The organism is Pantoea sp. ICBG 828, assembly GCF_002928355.1.
Lineage (GTDB): Bacteria > Pseudomonadota > Gammaproteobacteria > Enterobacterales > Enterobacteriaceae > Pantoea > Pantoea dispersa.
In genome coordinates, this window is the sequence record NZ_POWN01000005.1 from 322987 (window position 1) to 345350 (window position 22364).

Annotated in this window: 21 protein-coding genes; 6 read left to right on the forward strand and 15 right to left on the reverse strand. The window is 59.6% G+C overall.

Annotated elements, in window-relative coordinates:
- Positions 1-55: 55 nt before the first annotated feature.
- From nudK to C1Y43_RS14400, 8 genes are all read right to left on the reverse strand, one after another.
- The gene (gene nudK, locus C1Y43_RS14365) at positions 56-634 is read right to left on the reverse strand and encodes a GDP-mannose pyrophosphatase NudK (protein WP_021508055.1); all 579 of its coding nucleotides are present in this window, start codon (positions 632-634) and stop codon (positions 56-58) included.
- 300 nt (positions 635-934) lie between these two features.
- The gene (napC, locus tag C1Y43_RS14370; RefSeq protein WP_058758337.1) at positions 935-1519 is read right to left on the reverse strand and encodes a cytochrome c-type protein NapC; all 585 of its coding nucleotides are present in this window, start codon (positions 1517-1519) and stop codon (positions 935-937) included.
- A gap of 7 nt (positions 1520-1526) precedes the next feature.
- Complete coding sequence (napB, locus tag C1Y43_RS14375) at positions 1527-1958, reverse strand: nitrate reductase cytochrome c-type subunit (protein ID WP_058758336.1); 432 nt, start codon at positions 1956-1958, stop codon at positions 1527-1529.
- Positions 1959-1969: 11 nt separating this feature from the next.
- Complete coding sequence (napA, locus tag C1Y43_RS14380) at positions 1970-4456, reverse strand: nitrate reductase catalytic subunit NapA (protein WP_104188635.1); 2487 nt, start codon at positions 4454-4456, stop codon at positions 1970-1972.
- Entirely contained in the window at positions 4453-4731 is a 279-nt protein-coding gene (locus C1Y43_RS14385; RefSeq protein ID WP_021508051.1) for a chaperone NapD, read from the reverse strand. Before C1Y43_RS14385 ends, napA begins: the two co-directional genes overlap by 4 nt.
- Positions 4721-5191 carry a ferredoxin-type protein NapF gene (napF, locus tag C1Y43_RS14390; protein ID WP_104188636.1) on the reverse strand — a complete coding sequence of 157 codons (471 nt, stop codon included), beginning with the start codon at positions 5189-5191 and terminating at the stop codon, positions 4721-4723. Before napF ends, C1Y43_RS14385 begins: the two co-directional genes overlap by 11 nt.
- Before the next feature lie 163 nt (positions 5192-5354).
- Entirely contained in the window at positions 5355-6857 is a 1503-nt protein-coding gene (gene ansP / locus C1Y43_RS14395) for an L-asparagine permease (RefSeq protein ID WP_031279802.1), read from the reverse strand.
- Positions 6858-7147: 290 nt separating this feature from the next.
- Positions 7148-7420 carry a DUF1471 domain-containing protein gene (locus C1Y43_RS14400; protein ID WP_058770823.1) on the reverse strand — a complete coding sequence of 91 codons (273 nt, stop codon included), beginning with the start codon at positions 7418-7420 and terminating at the stop codon, positions 7148-7150.
- Between the two features lie 239 nt (positions 7421-7659).
- Here C1Y43_RS14400 and narQ point away from each other — a divergent pair, with 239 nt between their 5' ends.
- The 3 genes from narQ to acrD all read left to right on the forward strand — a co-directional run bounded on the left by narQ (position 7660) and on the right by acrD (position 13334).
- Positions 7660-9348 carry a nitrate/nitrite two-component system sensor histidine kinase NarQ gene (gene narQ / locus C1Y43_RS14405; RefSeq protein ID WP_104188637.1) on the forward strand — a complete coding sequence of 563 codons (1689 nt, stop codon included), beginning with the start codon at positions 7660-7662 and terminating at the stop codon, positions 9346-9348.
- Positions 9349-9389: 41 nt separating this feature from the next.
- The gene (locus tag C1Y43_RS14410) at positions 9390-10022 is read left to right on the forward strand and encodes a response regulator (protein ID WP_104188639.1); all 633 of its coding nucleotides are present in this window, start codon (positions 9390-9392) and stop codon (positions 10020-10022) included.
- 195 nt (positions 10023-10217) lie between these two features.
- The gene (acrD, locus tag C1Y43_RS14415) at positions 10218-13334 is read left to right on the forward strand and encodes a multidrug efflux RND transporter permease AcrD (RefSeq protein WP_104188641.1); all 3117 of its coding nucleotides are present in this window, start codon (positions 10218-10220) and stop codon (positions 13332-13334) included.
- 108 nt (positions 13335-13442) lie between these two features.
- Here the strand turns inward: acrD and ypfM are convergent, their stop codons facing one another.
- Positions 13443-13574: a protein YpfM gene (gene ypfM / locus C1Y43_RS24325; RefSeq protein WP_211072994.1), complete on the reverse strand. Its 132-nt coding sequence runs from the start codon at positions 13572-13574 to the stop codon at positions 13443-13445.
- Between the two features lie 322 nt (positions 13575-13896).
- On the opposite strand from ypfM, the gene C1Y43_RS14425 reads away from it, so the two are divergent.
- Genes C1Y43_RS14425 through C1Y43_RS14435 form a run of 3 tightly spaced genes read left to right on the forward strand, consistent with a single transcriptional unit; the run spans position 13897 to position 15606 of the window.
- Positions 13897-14265 carry an ArsC family reductase gene (locus C1Y43_RS14425; RefSeq protein WP_021508043.1) on the forward strand — a complete coding sequence of 123 codons (369 nt, stop codon included), beginning with the start codon at positions 13897-13899 and terminating at the stop codon, positions 14263-14265.
- A gap of 1 nt (position 14266) precedes the next feature.
- Complete coding sequence (gene dapE / locus C1Y43_RS14430) at positions 14267-15394, forward strand: succinyl-diaminopimelate desuccinylase (protein ID WP_010617581.1); 1128 nt, start codon at positions 14267-14269, stop codon at positions 15392-15394.
- A gap of 23 nt (positions 15395-15417) precedes the next feature.
- Positions 15418-15606, forward strand: coding sequence for a YpfN family protein (locus C1Y43_RS14435; protein WP_021508042.1), 189 nt, complete (start codon positions 15418-15420; stop codon positions 15604-15606).
- Positions 15607-15673: 67 nt separating this feature from the next.
- Here C1Y43_RS14435 and ypfH read toward each other — a convergent pair whose 3' ends face one another.
- The 6 genes from ypfH to dapA form a co-directional block, all read right to left on the reverse strand.
- The gene (gene ypfH / locus C1Y43_RS14440) at positions 15674-16369 is read right to left on the reverse strand and encodes an esterase (protein ID WP_021508041.1); all 696 of its coding nucleotides are present in this window, start codon (positions 16367-16369) and stop codon (positions 15674-15676) included.
- A gap of 73 nt (positions 16370-16442) precedes the next feature.
- Positions 16443-18419, reverse strand: coding sequence for a tRNA(Met) cytidine acetyltransferase TmcA (locus C1Y43_RS14445; protein WP_104188643.1), 1977 nt, complete (start codon positions 18417-18419; stop codon positions 16443-16445).
- Positions 18419-19282, reverse strand: coding sequence for a neutral zinc metallopeptidase (locus C1Y43_RS14450; protein WP_104188645.1), 864 nt, complete (start codon positions 19280-19282; stop codon positions 18419-18421). Before C1Y43_RS14450 ends, C1Y43_RS14445 begins: the two co-directional genes overlap by 1 nt.
- Positions 19283-19488: 206 nt before the next feature.
- Positions 19489-20202 carry a phosphoribosylaminoimidazolesuccinocarboxamide synthase gene (purC, locus tag C1Y43_RS14455; RefSeq protein ID WP_031279423.1) on the reverse strand — a complete coding sequence of 238 codons (714 nt, stop codon included), beginning with the start codon at positions 20200-20202 and terminating at the stop codon, positions 19489-19491.
- A gap of 144 nt (positions 20203-20346) precedes the next feature.
- Positions 20347-21378, reverse strand: a complete 1032-nt coding sequence (gene bamC / locus C1Y43_RS14460) for an outer membrane protein assembly factor BamC (protein ID WP_104188646.1) — start codon at positions 21376-21378, stop codon at positions 20347-20349.
- Positions 21379-21392: 14 nt separating this feature from the next.
- Complete coding sequence (gene dapA, locus C1Y43_RS14465) at positions 21393-22271, reverse strand: 4-hydroxy-tetrahydrodipicolinate synthase (protein WP_021506604.1); 879 nt, start codon at positions 22269-22271, stop codon at positions 21393-21395.
- Between the last annotated feature and the right edge of the window lie 93 nt (positions 22272-22364).

Sequence of the window (22364 nt, forward strand, 5' to 3'; positions counted from 1 at the left end):
GCCCCGGCATCGGCAGAGTCGGCATTCGTGCCGGCCCTGCGAATTACCGCCGCGGTTATGCCTGCAACCAGCCCATCAGCTGCGCATAATGCAGTAACATAATGGTTTTACCGTCGCGAATGCGCCCCTCTTTCACCATCGCCAGCGCCTGAGGAAACGGCAGCTCGAGTACGGTGATCTCTTCATCTTCCACGCCGCCGCCGTCGTTAGCGCGCTGCGCATCGCTGTATTCAGCGGCGAAAAAGTGCAGCAGTTCGGTCACGCCGCCTGGAGACATGTAGGCCTCAAACAGTTTCTCGACCTTGCCAACCTGGTAGCCGGTCTCTTCCACCGCTTCTTTACGGATGCAATCTTCCGGCGTGTCGTTATCCAGCAGTCCGGCGCAGGTTTCAATCAGCTCACCGCTGGCGTTGTCGTTAACATAGGTCGCGATGCGGAACTGACGAATCAGCACCACGCTGTTTTTTTCACGGTTGTAGAGCAGGATGGTGGCGCCGTTGCCGCGATCATAGACTTCACGTTTGTGACGTACCACGTCGCCGTTGCTGCGGGTGAGTTCGTAGGTATAGTTGCGCAGAATGAAATAATTATCAGACAACAACTTATCTTTGATGATGTTGATCTTTAACGACATAGCCGCTCCACTGCGTAGCTGAGGGAGCCTGAGATAATAGGCCGAAGCCGCAGGGAAAACTATCTGAATTGTGGAGCAGGTTGCCTGCGATGGCGTAAGGCTGTCAGTTGAGCATTACGCCTTTTCAACCTTCATAGCACGTGTCGTAGCGGCGCAATTTATTGCGCATCCGGGCAGCTGTGCAGTGATTAACTTCGCGCGATAAATCGCGCCGCTACGATGTTGTGTGGTTTGCGGCTGCCTCAACCGGTCGGCACTAACACCCTGATACCGTACCGGCAGGCGCGGCCAGGGTCGCGATTAAAAACCGTTTGGCTGGTCTTTCATATCCGGCAGATGGTGGGCAATGCCTTTGTGGCAGTCGATACAGGTCTGTCCGTCCTGCACCGCTTTGCTGTGCATTTTGGCGGCGACCGTTTTCTGCGCGGTGAAGTCCATATAATCGAAGTTGTGACAGTTACGACACTCCTGCGAATTGTTGTTCTTCATCCGGCGCCACTCGTTCTGCGCCAGCTCAATACGCGTCTCTTCAAACTTCTGCGGCGTATCAATCAGGCCGAAGATCTTGGCGTACACCTCTTTACTGGCCTGGATCTTACGAATCATCTTCGGCCCCCACTCGTGCGGCACGTGACAATCCGGACAGGTGGCGCGCACGCCGCTGCGGTTGTTGTAGTGCACCGTCTGCATATATTCCTGATAGACGTTGTTGCGCATTTCGTGACAGCCAATACAGAACTGCTCGCGGTTGGTCATCTCCATCGCGGTGTTAAAACCACCCCAGAAGATGATGCCGCCAGCAAAGCCAAGAATCAGCAGCGTGCCGAGCGCCAGACGGCTGGGGCGTCGCCACCAGCGCCAGATACGTAAAAGTTTCTGTTTCATCGTCACCTCACTGCCCAAAGCCGTCAGCCGGCTTAAAGGTGTTTTCCACCACCGGTTTGGCATCGGTCTGCGGCACGTGACACTGCAGGCAGAAGTAGCGACGCGGCGATACCGTGCTGCTCACCACGCCGTCGCGGTCGGTAAAGTGCGTCGGACTGACGCGCGGCGCGCCGGTGGTCAGATAGCTCTGGGTGCCGTGACACTGCAGGCAGCGGTTCACGTTCTTCGTCACCTGGTAGCCCTCCACGCTGTGCGGGATCACCGGCGGCTGATTAACATAGTTCAGCGGCTTGCGGCTCTGCTCTTTGGGCTGATGAATGGTGCCCTGCTGCGTTGCCGTCACTTCCGGTGACTGATTGAGATCGACGCCGTTATTAGCGTACACCACGCCGCCCAGCATCAGGGCGGCAACGGTTACAAGAGTGATAAAAGGTTTCATTGCATCCTGCCTCAGATTTTCACCAGCTTAACGGCGCATTTTTTGTAATCGGTCTGCTTCGACAGCGGATCGGTGGCGTCCAGCGTGATGTTGTTGGCCAGCACGCCGGCATCAAAGAACGGCATAAATACCAGCCCCTGCGGCGGCTGATTACGCCCGCGCGTTTCCACGGTGGCGAGGGTTTCGCCACGACGCGATACCACGCGCACCTTCTCACCGCGACGGAAACCGCGATCTTTGGCGTCCAGCGGATGGATATACAGCAGCGCCTGCGGCACCGCGCGGTGCAGTTCCGGCACGCGGCGCGTCATGGTGCCGGTGTGCCAGTGCTCCAGCACGCGACCGGTGCAGAACCACAGGTCATATTCGGCATCCGGCGCTTCCGCTGGCGGCTCGTACGGCAGGGCAAAAATGGTGGCTTTGCCGTCCGGCTTACCGTAAAAACGCACCCCCTCACCGGCTTTCACATAGCTGTCGAAACCTTCACGATAGCGCCAGCGCGTCTCTTTGCCGTCCACTACCGGCCAGCGCAGACCGCGCGCCTCGTGATAAGTATCGAACGGTGCGAGATCGTGACCGTGGCCGCGCCCAAAGCTGGCATACTCCTCGAACAGGCCTTTCTGAATATAGAAGCCAAACTCACGCGCTTCATCGTTAAGGCGATCGTCGGCCACTTCGCTCAGTGGGAACTGATTCACCTGGCCGTTGGCATACAGCACGTCGTACAGGGTTTTCCCTTTCAGCTCAGGCTGCTGAGCAATCAGCGCCTCTGGCCACACGTCCTCAACGCGGAAGCGTTTGGCAAAGGTCACCAGCTGCCACAGATCCGATTTCGCCTCGCCCGGCGCTTTCACCTGCTGATGCCAGAACTGGGTACGGCGCTCGGCGTTGCCATAGGCGCCCTCTTTCTCTACCCACATCGCCGTCGGCAGAATCAGGTCGGCAGACAGGGCGCTGATGGTCGGATACGGGTCGGATACCACGACAAAGTTGCGCGCATCGCGCCAGCCCGGCATGCGCTCCTGCGTCAGGTTCGGCCCGGCCTGCATATTGTTGTTGCACATCACCCAGTAGGCATTCAGCTTGCCGTCTTTCAGCGCGCGATCCTGCGCCACGGCGTGCAGACCGACTTTGGCTGGCACCGTGCCCTGCGGCAGCTTCCACAGTTTTTCAGCTAAAGCGCGGTGTTTGTCATTGTTCACCACCATGTCGGCTGGCAGACGGTGCGCAAACGTGCCCACTTCACGCGCGGTGCCACAGGCCGATGGCTGGCCGGTGAGCGAGAACGGTCCGGTGCCCGGACGGGAAATCTTGCCGGTCAGCAGGTGGATGTTGTAGCACAGGTTGTTCGCCCACACGCCGCGCGTATGCTGGTTAAAGCCCATGGTCCAGTAAGAGACCACCTTGACGTTCGGATCGGCGTACAGCTCCGCCAGCGCGATCAGCTGATCCTGCTCTACGCCGCTCATGGCGCTGGCTTTTTCCACCGTGTATTCCGCGACAAATTTCGCATATTCATCGAAGCTGATCGGCGTCGACTCGCCGTTGTCCGGATTTTTCGCCGCCGCCTGCAGCGGATTGGTCGGGCGCAAACCGTAGCCGATATCCGTCACGCCTTTACGCAGCGTGACGTGATTCTGCAGGAAGGTTTTATCGACTTTATTGTTCTGAATGATGTAGTTAGCGATGAAGTTGAGGATCGCCAGATCGCTCTGCGGCGTGAAGACGATGGCGTTATCGGCCAGCTCGAAGCTGCGGTGGCGATAGGTCGACAGCACCGCCACTTTGACGTTGTCATTGCTGAGACGCCGCGCGGTCAGGCGTGACCAAAGAATCGGGTGCATCTCGGCCATGTTCGATCCCCACAGCACAAACGCATCGGCCTGCTCGATGTCATCGTAGCAGCCCATCGGTTCGTCCATGCCGAAGGTGCGCATAAAGCCCACCACCGCAGACGCCATGCAGTGGCGCGCGTTCGGATCGAGGTTGTTGGTGCGGAAGCCCGCTTTCATCAGCTTTGATGCAGCGTAACCTTCCCATACGGTCCACTGGCCGGAGCCAAACATGCCGACCGATTCCGGGCCGTTGGCTTTCAGCGCCGCCTTAAACTTCGCTTCCATGATGTCGAACGCCTGATCCCAGCTTACCGGGGTAAACTCGCCGTTCTTATCGAATTTGCCGTCGGTCATGCGCAGCAGCGGCTGGGTCAGACGATCTTTGCCGTACATGATCTTCGGCAGGAAGTAGCCTTTGATGCAGTTCAGACCGCGGTTAACCTCCGCCTGCGGATCGCCCTGCGAGGCGACCACGCGGCCATTCTGCGTGCCGACCAGCACGCCACAGCCGGTGCCGCAAAACCGGCACGGCGCTTTTTCCCAGCGAATCGGCTCAGCCAGGCTGGTGGCCGCTTTGGTCACGGTCGGAATGGTGAGACCGGCAGCCGTTGCAGCAGCAGCCGCCGCATTGGCCTTCATAAAATCACGACGACTCAGGTTCATGATGCTTCCTTACAGGGTTCTTCAATTTCGTCTTGCTGGTGATAAACCAGCGATACCGCCAGCACATCCGGGATGTTGCGGGTGGCTTCAATGTTGCTCAGCAGCGTGGCGCTGTCGGCCGCGCCCAGCGTTAGCGCCAGCGTGCCGCGTGCGGCATCTTCCGCCGCAATGTCGCTATCGGCAAAGTTCAGTAGCGCCTGCCGCACCGCCGCGATCGCGGTCGGACGTGCCTGAATCACCAGGCCACATACGTGCCAGCTGTCGTTATTCGTCATGATGCAGTCCTGTGGCTGAGACCGGACACGGCGCGATACAGGCGCCACAGCCGGTGCAGTGTTGCGGAAGGATTTCCGGCTGGCCGATGCCGTTGGGCATCAGGCGAAAACGGATCGCCTGCTGCTCACAACTCTCCTGGCAGCTGCGACAGTTAACGCCAAGAAAAGCGATACAGCGGCTGTCGATGCGGATGCGCCGGCTAAAAGGTTCAGTGTCGCGCGGCTGAAACAGCGGCTGCGGGCAGACGTCGGCACAGGCGGCGCAAAAGGTGCATTCCCCCTGCAGAAAGTCGAGCTGCGGCGCTTCGCCAGCGGCGATGCGGATAATGCCGCCATCGCAGGCTTGTACGCAGCGGGCGCAGCCGTCACAGCCGCTCTCTCCCCGCCACCACGGCAACGCGATACCGCCGGCAGGCATGACGCGCTGCCCGGTAAAGAGTTCACGTCGCGACAGCGCCATCGGCTCACCTCAATGCGGGGATGTAGAGATGGTGCGTAAAATAACCTGAGGTTATGAAGGGCTATATCACCCGAAAGGTGTAATTCCCGATGCGGGATCAAGAGAAGGAGAATTGCAATAAAAACGGGGGCCGACTGGCCCCCGCAGGTGAGCATCGCTGCGATTAACGCGCGTTGTCTTCCGCCAGTTTAGGCGCCGCATCATCCTGATCGTCATGATGATGCTCGTGCTCTTTCATCGCCTCCGCCTGCACGCGCTTACGCACGCCAAACCAGCCGAGCACCAGCAGCACGGCAATCAGCGGAATTGAAGCAATGGTGTAAGTGCCGTTCGGGTAGTCAAACGCCATCAGCACCAGCACGCTCACCAGGAACAGCAGCGTCAGCCACGAGGTAACCGGCGCCCACGGCAGCTTGAAGCTGACATCTTCTGCTTTGCCCTCTTTGATGGCTTTGCGCAGACGCATCTGGCACACCACGATAAATGCCCACGAGGAGATAATCCCCAGCGACGCCACGTTCAGGACGATCTCAAACACCTGCGACGGAACGTAGTAGTTGAGCACCACGCCAATCACGTACACGCCGATGGTCACCAGGATACCGGCGTACGGCACCTGCTGCTTACTCATCTTCGACATGAACTGCGGCGCCGAGCCGCCCATCGACATTGAACGCAGAATACGTCCGGTAGAGTACAGGCCCGAGTTCAGGCTCGACAGCGCCGCGCTCAGCACCACGATGTTCATCACGCTGCCAATGTAGGGCACGCCCAGTTTGGAGAAGAAGGTGACGAACGGACTTTGACCGGCCTGATAGGCGTTCCACGGCAGCAGCAGTACCAGCAGTACCACGGAACCCACATAGAACAGGCCGATACGCCAGATCACGCTGTTGATGGCTTTCGGCAGCATGGTTTTCGGGTCTTTACACTCACCCGCCGCCGTGCCCACCAGCTCAATCGAGGCGAAGGCAAATACCACGCCCTGTACCAGCACCAGCGCTGGCAGCAGACCGTGCGGGAACAGCCCGCCGTTGTCGGTGATCAGGTGGAAGCCGGTGGTGTTGCCGTCCAGCGGTTTACCGCTGCCGAGGAACACCACGCCGACTATCAGGAACACCACGATAGCCAGCACTTTCACCAGCGCGAACCAGAATTCCATCTCGGCGAACCACTTCACGCCGATCATGTTCATGGTGCCGACAATCGCCAGCGCGCCCAGCGCAAATACCCACTGCGGCACATCACCAAACGCGCCCCAGTAATGCATGTAAAGCGCCACCGCGGTGATATCGACGATACCGGTCATCGCCCAGTTAACGAAATACATCCAGCCCGCGACGTAGGACGCTTTTTCCCCGAGGAATTCACGCGCGTACGAAACAAAGCTGCCGCTGGAAGGGCGATGCAACACCAGCTCGCCCAACGCACGGAGAATAAAGAAGGAGAAGATACCGCACACCAGATACACCAGTGCCAGTGCCGGACCGGCCATCTGCAGACGCGCGCCGGCACCGAGGAACAGACCGGTACCGATAGCGCCGCCAATGGCGATCATTTGTACCTGACGGTTACCCATTGCTTTGTGGTAACCCGTGTCGTGAGAGTTAAGCCAGCGCCTTCTCGCAGCACGCTGTTCGGCTGGCGTTTTTTTTGTAGATTTCATAGCTTTCCTGTTTGTCCTGTCCATCAATCACCGCGTAACCAATCGATTGCGCCGGGCAGTGCGAAATGGGGTAAAACCGGCCCCTGAGCGGCGGAACGATGCCGCGCGGCGAGCCGGGAAATTACGGCGATGAATCCTACCCGTTCTGCATGAACGAAGCAAAATATACTGGCTGACTGCACGGGTTGATTTGTAATAATCCGTCGCGACGCACAAAAAAACCGGCCAGTGGGGTGGCCGGTAATCGGTGGCTACAGGAAAAAACTACCAGAGGGGAATAATGAAGGGCATTAACGGTAAATCTCGGCGCTGCCGCTCCACATGCTGGAATCGCCCGGATTCTGCATGCCGATGACGCGATAGTGGCTGGCGCCCATCTCTTCCGCTTTCTGCGACAGCTGACGGGTGGCGTCATCCAGCGAACCCCGCACGCCGCTCACCGAAACGGTGCCGCTGCTTTGCAGGTCCTGGGTTTGTGCCTCGCTCAACGGCGAGGCGGCAAAGGTAGTAAACGATGCGCTGGCAAGCAGTGCAGCAGTCATTACGGCATAACGTGTCTTCATGAGGTGCTCCTGTTGTCGTGCGGGAAAAGGGTTACGCGTCAAAGTATCGGCGAGCCATTGCAAACCAGGCTGCGCGGGCGGTAAAAGCGTTCAATATTTCGCCAGCCAAACGCGACTAATCCAGGGAAACGTAAAACGTGGTGAGTTTCTCTGGTAAAAGTAACCAGATGTGTCAATTTCGCGCTCGCACCCGCGCTGCGGCTGACTTATAATCCCCCGCTCTTGTAAGGGTTATTATTGTGATAGTGAAACGTCCCGTTACCCGCACCATTGCCCGCGCGCTGAGCGCGATTGTGCTGCTGTCGCTGTTAACCACCGGCCTGGCGCTGATGACGCTCTCCAGCAGTTTGCGCGATGCCGAAGCGGTGAATGTCGCCGGCTCGCTGCGCATGCAAATCTACCGGCTGGCGTGGGACAGCACGCGCGATCCGCAGCAGCTGGCGCACCATATGCAGCAATATCAGCAGACGCTGGAGTCACCGGCGCTGCAGCATCTGGAGCGTCCGTGGGTGCCGATTGAAGTCAGCAGCCGCTACCGCTATCTGCGCGACAGCTGGCCGGTACTGCAGGAGACGCTGCAGCCGGCGCGAGCGCAGGTCTACCAGCAGCGCGTGGCGGGCTACGTCAGTGAGATTGACCGCTTCGTGCTGGCGGTGCAGCACTATGCCGAGCTGAAAATGCATCTGGTGGCTGCCAGCAGCCTGTTCGGCTTTCTGGCGATTGTCGCGCTGGCGCTGTGGAGCATTGGCTTTATTCGCCGTAACGTAGTGCGTCCGCTCGATTCGCTGGTCACCGCCAGTCAGTACGTCGAGCAGGCCAACTTCAGTTTTCCGCCGCTTTCCGTGCATCAGCCCAACGAGCTGGGCGTGCTGGCGCAGGCGTTTACCACCATGGCGGAGCGACTGCATTCACACTATCGCCTGCTGGAGTGCGCGGTACGCAATAAAACCGAAGATTTAACCCAGGCCAACCGCACGCTGTCGCTGCTGTATGAAAGCTCGCAGATTCTCACCGGCAGCCCGCTCAATCCCGAGCTGTTCCAGGGCCTGCTGCGGCTGGTGCAGCGACGGGAAGCGCTGGAGGTGCTGCAAATCGCCAGCGAGGATATCGCCTTCCAGGCCGGCGTGCCCGCCGACGATCTCAGCTGGCAGCGGCTGCCGCTGCAGCAGGAGGAGCAGCGCCTCGGCGAACTGTGCTGGCAAACCCGCCGCGCGCCGCCGGCCGATGAGCTGATGCACAGCCTGGCCAACATGCTGGCGCGTGCACTGTGGATCTGGCAGACGCAGAAGCAGTATCAGCAGATGCTGCTGATTGAAGAGCGCGCCACCATTGCGCGCGAGCTGCACGATTCGCTGGCGCAGTCGCTCTCTTTTCTGCGTATCCAGCTGACGCTGCTGCGGCGTAATGTCGATAGCAGCCAGCCGCAGGCACAGGCGATCATCGCCGATTTCGATCGCGCGCTGGCCGAGGCCTATCAGCAGCTGCGCGAACTGCTCACCACCTTCCGCCTGAGCATTGAACAGGCCGATTTAGTGCAGGCGATGCAGGCGATGATCGGCCCGCTGCAGGAGCAGTCGCAGGCGGCGATTACCTTTGACTATCAGCCTGGCCTGCAAACGCTGGATGCTCAGCAGCAGGTGCACGTGCTGCAGATTGCGCGCGAGGCGCTGCTCAATGCAATTCGTCACGCACAGGCGCAGCAGATTCAGATTCGCTATCAGCGTGTCGCTGATGATGAGCACCTGCTGACCATCGAAGATGACGGCTGCGGTATCAATAGCGTAGAAGAGCCGCCGGGCCACTACGGGCTGACTATCATGGCCGAGCGCGCGGCGCGTCTCGCCGGCAGCTTACTGATTACCCCGCAGGCGCAGGGCACCTGCGTCACGCTGCGTTTTCCCGCCCGCCCCGCGCACCGGCTGGCTTAACGCATTACACTTAGCAAACGGATTGAAACTCTGGAGAACCTATGGCTCACCCTTCCCTGTCTATTATGATCGTTGACGATCATCCGCTGATGCGTCGCGGTATCCGCCAGTTGCTGGCGCTGGAACCGCGTCTGGAAGTGGTGGCTGAGGCGAATAACGGTACCGAAGCGCTGGCCGAAGCGCGCCGTCTGGCACCGGATGTGATTCTGCTCGACCTGAATATGAAGGGCATGTCCGGGCTGGATACGCTGAAGGCGCTGCGCCACGAGGGCGTCGCGGCACGCATTCTGGTGCTGACGGTCTCCGACGCGCGCAGCGATATTTACGCCATGGTGGATGCCGGTGCCGATGGCTATCTGCTCAAAGACAGCGAACCGGAACTGCTGCTGGCGCAGGTAATGCGCGGCGCACAGGGCGAGAACGTGTTCAGCGAGGTGGTGGCAGAATACCTGGCGACCCGCCAGCCCAGCGCCAATCCGTTCAGACAGCTGACCGAGCGCGAGCTGGATGTGTTGCAGGAAGTGGCGCGCGGCTTATCCAACAAAGAGATTGCCGCCACGCTGCACATTTCCGAAGAAACGGTAAAGGTACACATCCGCAACCTGCTGCGTAAGCTCGAAGTTCGTTCCCGCGTTGCGGCAACGGTGCTGTGGCTGGAGAGTCGCAATGTGTGAGTGCGCACATAAAGCTGCTGCGACTTTTACACTTTCTCCATAATTTATCCACGATTCCCTAATTTGCCCCGCGTACAGTAAGCAGCAGCCGGAGTTTTCAGGATCGCCCTTGCACTCCGCCAGCGTGAAGCGCAGCCTGCGGCACGCTTTTACTAATAACAAGTACAAAGTACGCAGCTGAGGAGTGTCGGTTTCATGTCGAACTTTTTTATCGACCGCCCCATTTTTGCCTGGGTGCTGGCTATTTTGCTGTGCCTGTGTGGCACGCTGGCCATTATCTCGCTGCCGGTGGAACAGTATCCGGATCTCGCGCCGCCTAACGTGCGCATCACCGCCAACTATCCCGGCGCATCCGCGCAGACGCTGGAAAACACCGTCACCCAGGTTATCGAGCAGAATATGACGGGGATCGATAACCTGATGTACATGTCCTCGAACAGCAGCAACACCGGCCAGGCGCAGATCACCCTCACCTTTACCGCCGGCACTAACCCGGATGAAGCGCGGCAACAGGTACAGAATCAGCTGCAGAGCGCGCTGCGCAAACTGCCAGCGGCGGTGCAATCGCAGGGCGTCACGGTAAACAAAACCGGCGACAGCAACATTCTGATGATCGCCTTTGTCTCCACCGACGGCAGCATGGATAAACAGGATATTGCCGATTACGTTGCCAGTAATATTCAGGATCCGCTCAGCCGCATCGACGGCGTCGGCCAGGTCGATGCCTACGGATCGCAATACGCGATGCGCATCTGGCTCGATCCCAATAAGCTGATTAACTACGCGCTAACCACCGACGATGTGGTCAGCGCCATCGAATCGCAGAACACCCAGGTGGCGGTCGGCCAGGTCGGCGGGTTGCCGTCGGTGGACAAACAGGCGCTGAACGCCACGGTTAACGCCCAGTCGATGCTACAGACGCCCGCGCAGTTTCGCGCGATTACGCTGAAAACCAACACCGACGGTTCAGTGGTGACGCTCGGCGACGTGGCCACCATCGCCATGGGCGCCGAAAAGTATGACTTTCTGAGCCGCTATAACGGCCAGCCGGCATCCGGTCTCGGCATCAAACTGGCCTCCGGCGCTAACGAGATGAACACCGACAAGCTGGTGCGCGCCCGTGTTGCCGAACTGGCGCAATACTTCCCGCACGGACTGGAAGCCAAAGTGGCGTTTGAAACCACGCCGTTCGTCAAAGCCTCCATTAAGGACGTGGTGAAAACCCTGCTGGAAGCGATTCTGCTGGTGTTTCTGGTGATGTACCTGTTCCTGCAAAACTTCCGCGCCACGCTCATTCCCACCATTGCTGTTCCGGTGGTGCTGCTCGGTACCTTTGCGGTGCTGTACGCCTGCGGCTTCAGTATTAACACCCTGACCATGTTCGCCATGGTGCTGGCCATCGGGCTGCTGGTGGATGATGCCATCGTGGTGGTGGAGAACGTCGAGCGCATCATGAGCGAAGAGGGATTATCGCCGCGTGCCGCCACGCGTAAATCGATGGGGCAGATTCAGGGCGCGCTGGTGGGCATCGCGCTGGTGCTGTCCGCAGTGTTTGTGCCGATGGCGTTCTTTGGCGGCACCGTGGGCGCTATCTATCGCCAGTTCTCCATCACCATTGTCTCGGCGATGGTGCTGTCGGTGCTGGTGGCGATGATTCTGACGCCCGCGCTGTGCTCCACGCTGCTCAAACCGCTGGCGCAGGGCCAGCACCATGGCCGGCGCGGCTTTTTCGGCTGGTTTAACCGCCGCTTCAACGCCAGCGCCGAACGCTACGAGCGCGGCGTAGCGCGCATTCTGCTGAAGAGCGGCCGCTGGCTGCTGCTCTACCTGGCGATTATCGGCGTGATGGCGTTCCTGTTTATTCGTCTGCCTACCTCCTTCCTGCCGCTGGAAGATCGCGGCGTATTTCTTACTCAGGTACAACTGCCGCCGGGCTCAACGCTGCAGCAAACCTCGCAGGTGGTGGCAAAGGTTGAGGATTATTACCTGACTGCCGAGAAGGACAATGTACTGTCGGTGTTCTCCACCATTGGTGCCGGTCCGGGCGGCAACGGACAAAACGTGGCGCGCCTGTTTGTGCGCCTGAAGGACTGGGAGCAGCGGCCAGGTCGCGATCGCACCTCGTTTGCCATCATCGATCGCGCCACCGCAGCCTTCAAAAAGATCAAAGAGGCACGCGTTATCGCCAGCAGTCCACCGGCGATAACCGGCATGGGCAGCTCCTCCGGCTTTGATATGGAGTTGCAGGATCACGGCGGCATCGGGCACACCGAGCTGATGGCGATGCGCGATCGGCTGCTGGCGCTGGCCGACAACAATCCGGCGCTGTCGCGCGTGCGCCACAACGGGCTCGACGACAGCCCGCAGCTGCAGATTGATGTCGACCAGCGCAAAGCGCAGGCGCTCGGCGTGTCGCTGGACACCATCAACGACACCCTGACCACCGCCTGGGGCTCAACCTACGTGAATGATTTTCTCGACCGCGGCCGCGTGAAGAAAGTCTACGTCCAGGCCGCACCGGAATTCCGCATGCTGCCGGGCGACATCAACAAATGGTATGTGCGCAACAACAGCGGCGGCATGGTGCCGTTCTCCGCCTTCGCCACCAGCCACTGGGAGACCGGTTCACCGCGTCTTGAACGCTACAACGGCTATTCGTCGCTGGAGATTGTCGGCGAGGCGGCTAACGGCGTCAGCAGCGGCACGGCGATGGATGAGATGGAGAAACTGGTGGCGCAGCTGCCGCTCGGCGTTGGCTTCCAGTGGACCGGTGCCTCCTATCAGGAACGTCTCTCCGGCTCGCAGGCACCGGCGCTGTATGCGATTTCGCTGCTGGTAGTGTTCCTGTGCCTCGCGGCGCTGTACGAGAGCTGGTCGATTCCGTTCTCGGTGATGCTGGTGGTGCCGCTGGGCGTGGTGGGCGCGCTGGTCGCCACCTGGCTGCGCGGACTGGAGAATGACATCTACTTTCAGGTCGGCCTGCTGACGGTGATTGGCCTGTCGGCGAAGAATGCGATCCTGATCGTCGAGTTCGCCAATGAGATCAACAGCAAAGGGCGTGAACTGCTGGAGTCGACGCTGGAGGCATCGCGGCAGCGCCTGCGGCCGATTCTGATGACGTCGCTGGCCTTTATTTTCGGCGTGCTGCCGATGGCGATCAGCAGCGGTGCCGGTTCCGGCAGCCAGCATGCGGTCGGTACTGGCGTGATGGGCGGCATGATCTCCGCCACGGTACTGGCGATCTTCTTTGTGCCGCTGTTCTTTGTGCTGGTGCGCCGCCGCTTCCCGCTGCGGGCAAAGCCGCACGACTGAGGCTAAATCCGGACAAATAAAAAGCCGCCATGATAAATGGCGGCTTTATTGATGTGTGCGGTAAGAATAACAGCAAGTTGGGAAGTGCCCTGCTTTTCTCTTCACGAATTACTTACGTAACATCGCTTCGATAAATTCTTTCCAGTTCCCCAGTTCGTGTTCAACCATAATACCCTCTCTTCTTGTAGTGGCGATTTTACGCCGTTTTTTTCTACAGGTGAATACGTTTCCACCTCTCATCACTATCGGCAACTACCGCAGAAAGCTTGAATTTGCCGAAACTGCGGACTGACGCACATTTCAGCAACCTGTTAATGCGACTCATAAAAGCGCGGACTTAATCCGCCAGGCCCGTTTTTACCACCTAAGATAATTCTTAGATCGCTAATGATGCCGCAGGCGACAATTTCGCAGGTAAGTGAAAGCGTTTACTGGCCCTGATTAGCGTCGTTTATTGGCGTCGCGGCGAGATGAAAAACAGCGCTGCTGCGCGTCTGACCTCACAGCCCACAGCGCGCTATGGTAAACTCGCGCTTTATTTAACACAGGACGGGAATACGCGATGACAGCGCAGTGGGTGATGTACGGAATTAAGAATTGCGACACCATAAAAAAAGCACGCAACTATTTGAGCACTTCCGGCATCGACTTTCATTTTCATGATTATCGCGCTGACGGGCTGGATGCGGCGCTGCTGCAATCCTTTATCGACCAGCTGGGGTATGACGTGCTGCTGAACACGCGCGGCACCACCTGGCGTCAGTTGCCGGAAGCAGAACGCGATGCCATCCGCGATGCGGCCAGCGCCAAAGCGCTGATGCTGGCGCACCCGGCGCTGATCAAACGTCCGGTGCTGGCGGCGCCAGACGGTACATTGCTGGTGGGTTTCAAAGAACCCGTTTATCACGCCTTTATCCAGGAGAAGTCATAACATGTTCTGTCCGGTCATTGAGCTGGCTCAGCAGCTTATTCGTCGCCCCTCGCTTAGTCCGGATGACGCCGGTTGCCAGGCCATGTTAATTGCGCGCCTGGAGGCGATTGGTTTCCACGTCGAGCCGATGCACATTGGCGATACGCTTAACTTCTGGGCCACGCGCGGCCAGGGCGAAACGCTGGCCTTTGCCGGGCACACTGATGTGGTGCCACCGGGCGATGCCAACCGCTGGATCAGCCCGCCGTTTGAACCGTCGATTCGCGACGGCATGCTGTTTGGCCGTGGCGCCGCTGACATGAAAGGCTCGCTGGCGGCGATGGTGGTGGCGGCCGAGCGCTTCGTTGCTGCTCATCCCAATCATGCTGGCCGGCTGGCGTTTCTCATCACTTCCGATGAAGAAGCCAGCGCCGTCAACGGTACGGTAAAAGTGGTTGAGCGCCTGATGGCGCGCAACGAACGTATGGATTACTGCCTCGTCGGCGAACCGTCGAGCACCGAAGTGGTCGGCGACGTGGTGAAGAATGGCCGTCGCGGCTCGATGACCGCCAATCTGACCATTCACGGCGTGCAGGGCCACGTGGCGTATCCGCATCTGGCTGATAACCCGGTGCATCGCGCGATGCCGGCGCTCAACGAGCTGGTGGCGACCGAGTGGGATCAGGGCAATGAATTCTTCCCGCCGACCAGCATGCAGATCGCCAACGTGCAGGCCGGCACCGGCAGTAACAATGTGATCCCTGGCGAGTTTTTCGTGCAGTTTAACTTTCGCTTCAGCACCGAACTGACCGATCAGATGATCAAAGATCGCGTGGCGGCGCTGCTCGATCGCCACCAGCTGCGCTATACGCTGGAGTGGAATGTGTCCGGTCAGCCATTCCTGACTTCACGCGGCAAGCTGGTGGATGCGGTCGTCAACGCCGTGGCGCACTATAATGAGATCAAGCCGCAGCTGTTAACCACCGGCGGCACCTCTGACGGGCGCTTTATTGCCCGCATGGGCGCACAGGTGGTGGAGCTCGGCCCGGTGAATGCCACTATTCATAAGATCAATGAGTGCGTGAAAGCCTCGGATTTGCAGCTGCTGAGCCGGATGTATCAGCGCATTATGGAACAGCTGATCGCCTGATGGCACCTTGAAGGAGAAACCTCATGGAATGGTTAAAAGAGTACTGGTGGGTGATTGTGATTCTGCTGATGGTGGGCGTGCTGATGAACGTCTATAAAGACCTGAAGCGCATCGATCATAAAAAATATATGGATAACAAACCGGATCTGCCACCGCATCGCGATTTCAACGATAAGTGGGACGATGACGACGACTGGCCGAAAAAGAAGTAGTCGCCGCCGATCGTTTAGCGTACAAGGTCGCCCTGCACGGCGACCTTTGTTTTATGGCGCGCCGGTCTCACACCATCATCACCACATCATCGTCGCCCGGCTTCGCCCCGCTCAGCGCCTCATCAAAATAGCGGCGCGGCACGGTATAGCGCAGGTGATTCAGCGCCAGCTGCATGCTGCGTTCATCAATTGCGTGCGGCAGATCGTCAACGATATCCAGCGTCACATCGCCGCCCAGCGCGGTTAAGCGCTGCATCGCCGCTTCCGCATGCTGCATCGGCACCTGCTCGTCATAATCGCCGTGAATCAGGTGGATAGTGTTGCGCGTGCTGGCCTGCTCCGGCAGCGTGACGTAGCGGCCGCTAAAGGCCACCACGCGTCCCGCCAGATCCGGCTGGGCTTTTACGCCTTCCAGCACCATGGTGCCGCCCTGCGAAAAACCGACCAGCGCGGTGGCTTCCGGCCGCACGCCGCTCTGCTGCTGCCAGTGACGCACCGACTCGACAAAGGACGGCATCACCGCATCCACGCCCTGCTGCTGCGAGCGGTCGTGTTCCGGTATCTCGGCATACCATTGGCGGCCCTGCGGCGCGCTGGCCGGATAAGGTGCGCCCACCGACACCACCTGCGCCTGCGGAAACGCCTGCGCGAACCAGCTGCCAATCTGCGCCATCGAATCGGGGTTGTCGTTCACGCCGTGATACAGCAAAAACAGCTGCGCGGCGTTATCCGGTTGCTGAACAATTACATATCGTAGTGCCATAACGTCCTCCTCAAATCACTATACGCCGCTGACGGCAAAGTGATATTGGGAAAATTTGAACGAGATAATGGATTTATTGCAATGTGCCGAGGCGCTGCTGCCAGTGCTGCGCGGAAGCGGCATCCAGCATGATGAGTGCGTCAGCCGCCTCCGCGCGCAGCCTGAGCATCAGCGCTTTACGCCCGCTCACGCCGGCCAGCCGTGCCGCTTCACTCAGCGTTTGTTTTTGTTGCAGTATGGCACACAGCAACGGTGGCGATGCGACACCCGCCAGCCGCTGCAGCGCCGGATAGCTGGCTTCATAGGGCCGCTGCGCCCAGGCAAACGCGGCCAGCAGCGGCCAGTCGTCGGCGCTGAGGGATTGATGGTCGGCGGACGACAGGGTCAGCGGCACCGCGATCAGCTTTTGCAGCCAAGGCCAGTCGCGCGCCAGACGCTGCGCGGCGCGCTGCTGCAGGGCTTCACCGGCAGGCGTCAGCGCACAAATCGCCATCGCCGCATAGCAACCGCTGCTGGCTTCGCGCTGTGAACCGATACGCACCAGCGTAAAGCCGCAGGCGCGCCAGAACTGCCACAGCGCTGCGGTGTAGCCAAAGCTCACCGACAGATAGTCCGCGCCCTGCGCCTGCTGCCGCGCCGTCGCCACCAGCGCGCGACCGATGCCGCGCTGGCGCTGCGCGGCCTGCACGGCGATGCGGCTGATGCGCAGCGAACGTAACGTCGCCGCTTCAGTAAAACCGGCATGTGCCGCTAATGACTGCGCCACCAGATTGCCGCGCGGACGACGTAAGCCGGCCCACACCGCCTGCGCCAGCGCGGCATCCAGTCCGCCCTCTTCCACCAGCCACAGCGCGCCGGTGACCTGCTGCGGCTGCCCGGCCAGCCAGAAATGCATGCCGGGCGCATCCAGCATACGTCGCAGATCGAGTGGCGAGGTGCGATAGTGGGCGCTCGCCAGCAGACGATAGCCGGCCTGTAAGGCGTCGGCGTGCTGCGTGGGCGTAGCGGCAAAAATCGCTGTCTGCGCGGGTGCGTCGCAGGCTTCGGCCTCAGCAAACAGCAGCGCCGCACTCAGCCACTGCTCCAGCGGATCCTGCGCCGACCAGCGCAGCGGCTCATCCAGCTGGAAATAGCGCACCTGCGGCAGCGTGGCGCAAAAGCGCAGCATGAAACCGCGCCCGGTACCTTCGTAGCCCTGCACCGTGGTGGTCAGCAGAACGCGTGGAAAACGCTGCACCAGCTGCTGTAACAGCGGCGCGGGGATCGCCGCGGCCTCATCCACAATCAGCCATTCTGCCAGCGGCTGAGCCTCCTGCGGCTGAGCGAGAATCGCATCCGGGGCCATAAAGCTAAACTGCTCAGCGGCGAACTGTGCCAGCACCTCCGTCGCGGCTTTGGCCGGCGCCGTCACCAGCGCGCTTTGCGTCTGGCGCGCCAGCATCCCCGCCAGCGCCGATTTGCCGCGACCGCGCGGGGCGATGATCACCGCGACACCGGGTGGCATGGCGCACAGCTGACGGACAATCTGCGCCTGCTGCTCGGGGGCGCGACACTGCCACGGCGCGAAGGACTGCGGTGCCGGCAGGCGCGGCGTCTGGTACTGACGCAGCAGCATCACCTGCGCATCCTGCAGGATATGCTGTTGCAGATGGTGGATGAAATGCGGCGTGGCGATGGGCTGGTCGACATCGGCCCAGCGCAGGCTGTCGCGATCGGGCTGCGCCGGCCAGGCGTTCCAGTCTGGCGTCAGTAACAGCAGCCAGCTGCCGGCCCGCAGCGTCCCGGCCAGCGCAGCGAACGCTTCCGCATGAAAGCCGTGGCGCGCATCGAAAATGGCATGCCGGAATTCCCGGCCCAGCAGGGTACGCAGCGCTGCAGGCGCGACGCGCTGCGGGAAGTCATCGCTGTCGCTGACCGTTAACCAGTCACCGGGCAGTGCGGCCTGCCATGTGGCCGCCTCATGGCGCGCCCAGCCAGCTTCACCGGAAATCACGCACAGACGGCGGATACCGGCTTGCTGCATCGCCGCCGCCAGTTCAGCGTGCAACATCAGTTACTGGCGAAGGTGTTGCACTGGCCCGGATTGCCGCTATCAAAACCGCGTTTGAACCAGGTGTAGCGCTGCTGTGAGGTGCCGTGAGTGAAGCTGTCCGGCACTACGCGCCCCTGACTTTGCTGCTGCAGACGATCGTCGCCAATCGCCTCGGCGGCGTTCAGCGCTTCCTGCAAATCGCCCACCTCAAGAATGTTCTCCTGCTGCATATAGTGACCCCAGACGCCAGCAAAGCAGTCCGCCTGCAGCTCCATCTTCACCGACAGCTGGTTCACCTGCGCCTGCGTGGCGCCCTGCTGCATCTGGCGCACTTTCGGTTCGATACCCAGCAGTTTCTGCACGTGATGCCCCACTTCGTGGGCGATGACGTAACCCTGGGCAAAATCACCCCCGGCTCCGAGTTTGGTTTTCATGTCGTCATAGAAAGAGAGATCGATATACACCGTCTGATCGGCCGGGCAGTAGAACGGCCCCATTGCCGACTGGCCGGTACCGCAGTTAGTGCGCGTCGCACCGCGATACATCACCAGCTTCGGCGGCGCGTATTGTTTGCCCATCTGCTGGAACAATTTGCCCCAGGTATCTTCGGTGGTGGCGAGGATCACCGAGGTGAATTTGGCCGCCTCGTTATCCTGCGCCGAATTGACCTGACGCTGCTGCTGTTGCGACACCGGCGTACCGCCTTCCAGCAGCGCGGTGAGGTCGTAGCCGTAATAGCCAGCGACCGCGACCACAATCAGCAGAATAATGCCGCCCTTGCCGCGCGGCAGACGAATCTGGCGTCCGCCAGAACTAAAACCCGGCGAATCGCCGCGACGATCTTCCACATTGTCGCTTTCACGACGCCCTTGCCAGCGCATGGCCTGCTCCTGTTATCAATGACTTTTGCATGATTTTAGTTGGCGGCAGAGGTTAGTACCAGCAATGCAATGCCAGCGGAGCGAGATTGCGCGCAGGGCGCAGCGTGAAGGCCGTAAACAGACGATAAAAAAGGCCGCCAGCCAGGGCGACCTTCATGCGCTGAAAGGTTTGCGTCTGTTATACCGTGACGCACACCGGCAGAAGCTTAGTCCAGTTTGACACCCAGACGGTGTGCCACTTCTTCGTACGCTTCGATCAGGCCGCCGAGGCTCTGACGGAAACGGTCTTTGTCCATCTTGTCCATGGTCTCTTTGTCCCACAGACGCGCGCCGTCTGGCGAGAATTCGTCGCCCAGCGTCACTTCACCTTTGAACAGACCAAACTCCAGCTTGAAGTCCACCAGAATCAGACCGGCATCATCAAACAGTTTGCTCAGCACTTCGTTGGCTTTGAAGGTCAGCTCCTGCATGCGCGCCAGGTTAGCCTTGCTCACCCAGCCAAAGGTTTCGCAGTACGATTCGTTGACCATCGGGTCGTGTTTGGCGTCATCTTTCAGGAAGAGATCAAACAGCGGTGGATTGAGCAGCATGCCCTCTTCCACGCCCAGACGTTTCACCAGCGATCCGGCCGCCCGGTTGCGCACCACGCACTCTACCGGCACCATCTCCAGCTTTTTCACCAGCGCTTCGTTATCAGAAAGCAGCGCTTCCATCTGGGTCGGAATGCCCGCTTCCTGCAGTTTGGTCATGATGAAATGGTTGAACTTGTTGTTCACCATGCCTTTACGATCAAACTGCTCGATTCGTGCACCGTCTCCTGCTGACGTATCGTTGCGGAATTCAAGTACCAGCAGATCCGGATTGTCGGTGCTGTATACGGTTTTCGCTTTACCGCGATACAACTCAGCTCGCTTTTGCATCTTGTTAACTCCAAACATGAAAGAACCCGTGTTCAGCGGTGTTTCACCGCGCGATGACTGCCTGACGCAATCGTTTACCTCGCCGGGCGCTATTATGCCAAAACCAAAACAAAAAGGCCGGAGAATCTCCGGCCTTTATTGCATTTATTTGTTCAGCGCGCCCTGCAGGACCGCCACCAGCGCATCATTCTGCGCCTGGGTGAGTACGTGTCCTTTCGGATCGATGAACTGCAGGCTGCTGCGGTTATCGAGATCGCCCACCTGCAACTTGTAGTCGCCGTTTGGCAGTTCCGGATCTTTCGCGCCGATGGCGTCAAACGCGCTGCTGCCCGGCTGCTTGTAGGTCACTTTCAGACTGCCCTGCGAGCGGTTGTCATCGGTAACTTCCATGCCCATACGCTTCAGCGCCGCCGGCAGACGCTGCCAGGTGACATTAAACGGTGAGCGCAGCACCAGCAGTGGCAGACCGGTGTCGTCCGCGCCGCTCTGAACATCAATCTGTCCGCTGGCACGTCCGGCAGCCGCATCCTGGCTGGCGGTATCGATCTTATCCAGACCGGTGCTGATGTCATTCAGCATCTGACCGGTATAGCGCTGAACCTGAACCGGCGTGGTGACCGTCTGACCCTGCTGCTGCAGTTCCAGCAGACGTACGGTCAGCACCTGCTGATAGCCCTGGTTCTGCACGCTGATCTGGTAACGGCCGCGATACTGGTTATCTTCGTCAGCACGGTTCCACTGTACCCAGTCGGTGGTGAGCTGCTGCGCCGCATCATCACGCTGGGCAACCGGGAATTTGTATGACTGCACCACGTTCACCACCTGCGACCAGATGGAGCCACGGCTGCTGTCAACCGCCAGCACGCCGGTGTTACCGGTGAACTGCGCGCGGGTGCCGTTCATCAGCGCCAGCGGCTGCGCCGGTGGACGGATGTCGAGCTCTTTACCCAGCGCGCCTTTCGCCACGCTGTGCGGCACATCGTAATCACCATTCTGCAGCGGCAGAATCATGCCCGCCGGGGCTTTTAAATCATGCAGTTCAGGCGCCTGCAGGAAAGATTCATCACCGCTGACCTGGCGCTTATAACGCTGATCGCTGGAACAAGCTGTTAGCAGCATCAGGGTGGAGAGGCCCACCACGGTTGCCAGCGTCGAGCGCTTAACTGAATAACTCATTGATTCTCCCTAAATTATCGCAGACCCGCCTGGATCAGCGCCTGCGCGGTTTTCGCCTGACCGGCTTCGGTCAGCGGCGTCATCGGCAAGCGCAGCGTGTCATCGGCGATCAATCCTAGCTGTTTCGCGGCCCATTTCACCGGGATAGGATTCGGTTCACAGAAAAGCGTCTGGTGCAGGTGCATCAGACGCTGATTCAGGCGACGCGCTTCGGCAAATTTTCCCTCTTGTGCCAGCGCACAGAGTTCAACCATTTCACGTGCTGCAATGTTAGCCGTGACCGAAATAACGCCTTTGCCGCCCAGTTGCATGGAGTCCAGCGCTGTCGCGTCATCACCGCTGACAATAATGAACTCATCTCCAACCAGCTGTTGGATCTGCGAAATACGCGATAAGTTCCCGGTGGCCTCTTTGATTCCGATAATATTTTTGATTTCAGCCAGGCGGGCAACGGTTTCCGGCAGCATGTCACAGCCGGTACGTGATGGGACGTTATACAGCATCTGGGGCAGATCGGTGCTTTCGGCGATCGCTTTGAAGTGCTGGTACAGACCTTCCTGCGTCGGACGGTTGTAGTACGGGGTCACAGTGAGGCAGCCGACTACGCCGGTGCCGGTGAAGCGTTTTGTCAGAGAGATCCCTTCGGCGGTGGCATTCGCGCCGGTCCCGGCAATCACGGGAATGCGGCCATCGGCCAGCTCCAGGGTTTGCATCACCACATCGCCATGCTCTTCATGGCTGAGGGTCGCGGATTCGCCGGTGGTGCCAACAGAAACAATCGCCGCCGTACCGCTGGCGACATGATAATCAATCAGTTTTTTCAGACTTGCGCGGCAGACATCACCTTTTTCATTCAAAGGCGTAATGAGCGCAACAATACTTCCGGTGAACATGGGCTATCCCCTCGACAAACAAGTGCCTCATGTTACGTTTTCCGCCGAAAGAAAAGCAAGCGAGCCACGCCATTACCGCGCTTGTCAGCAGTT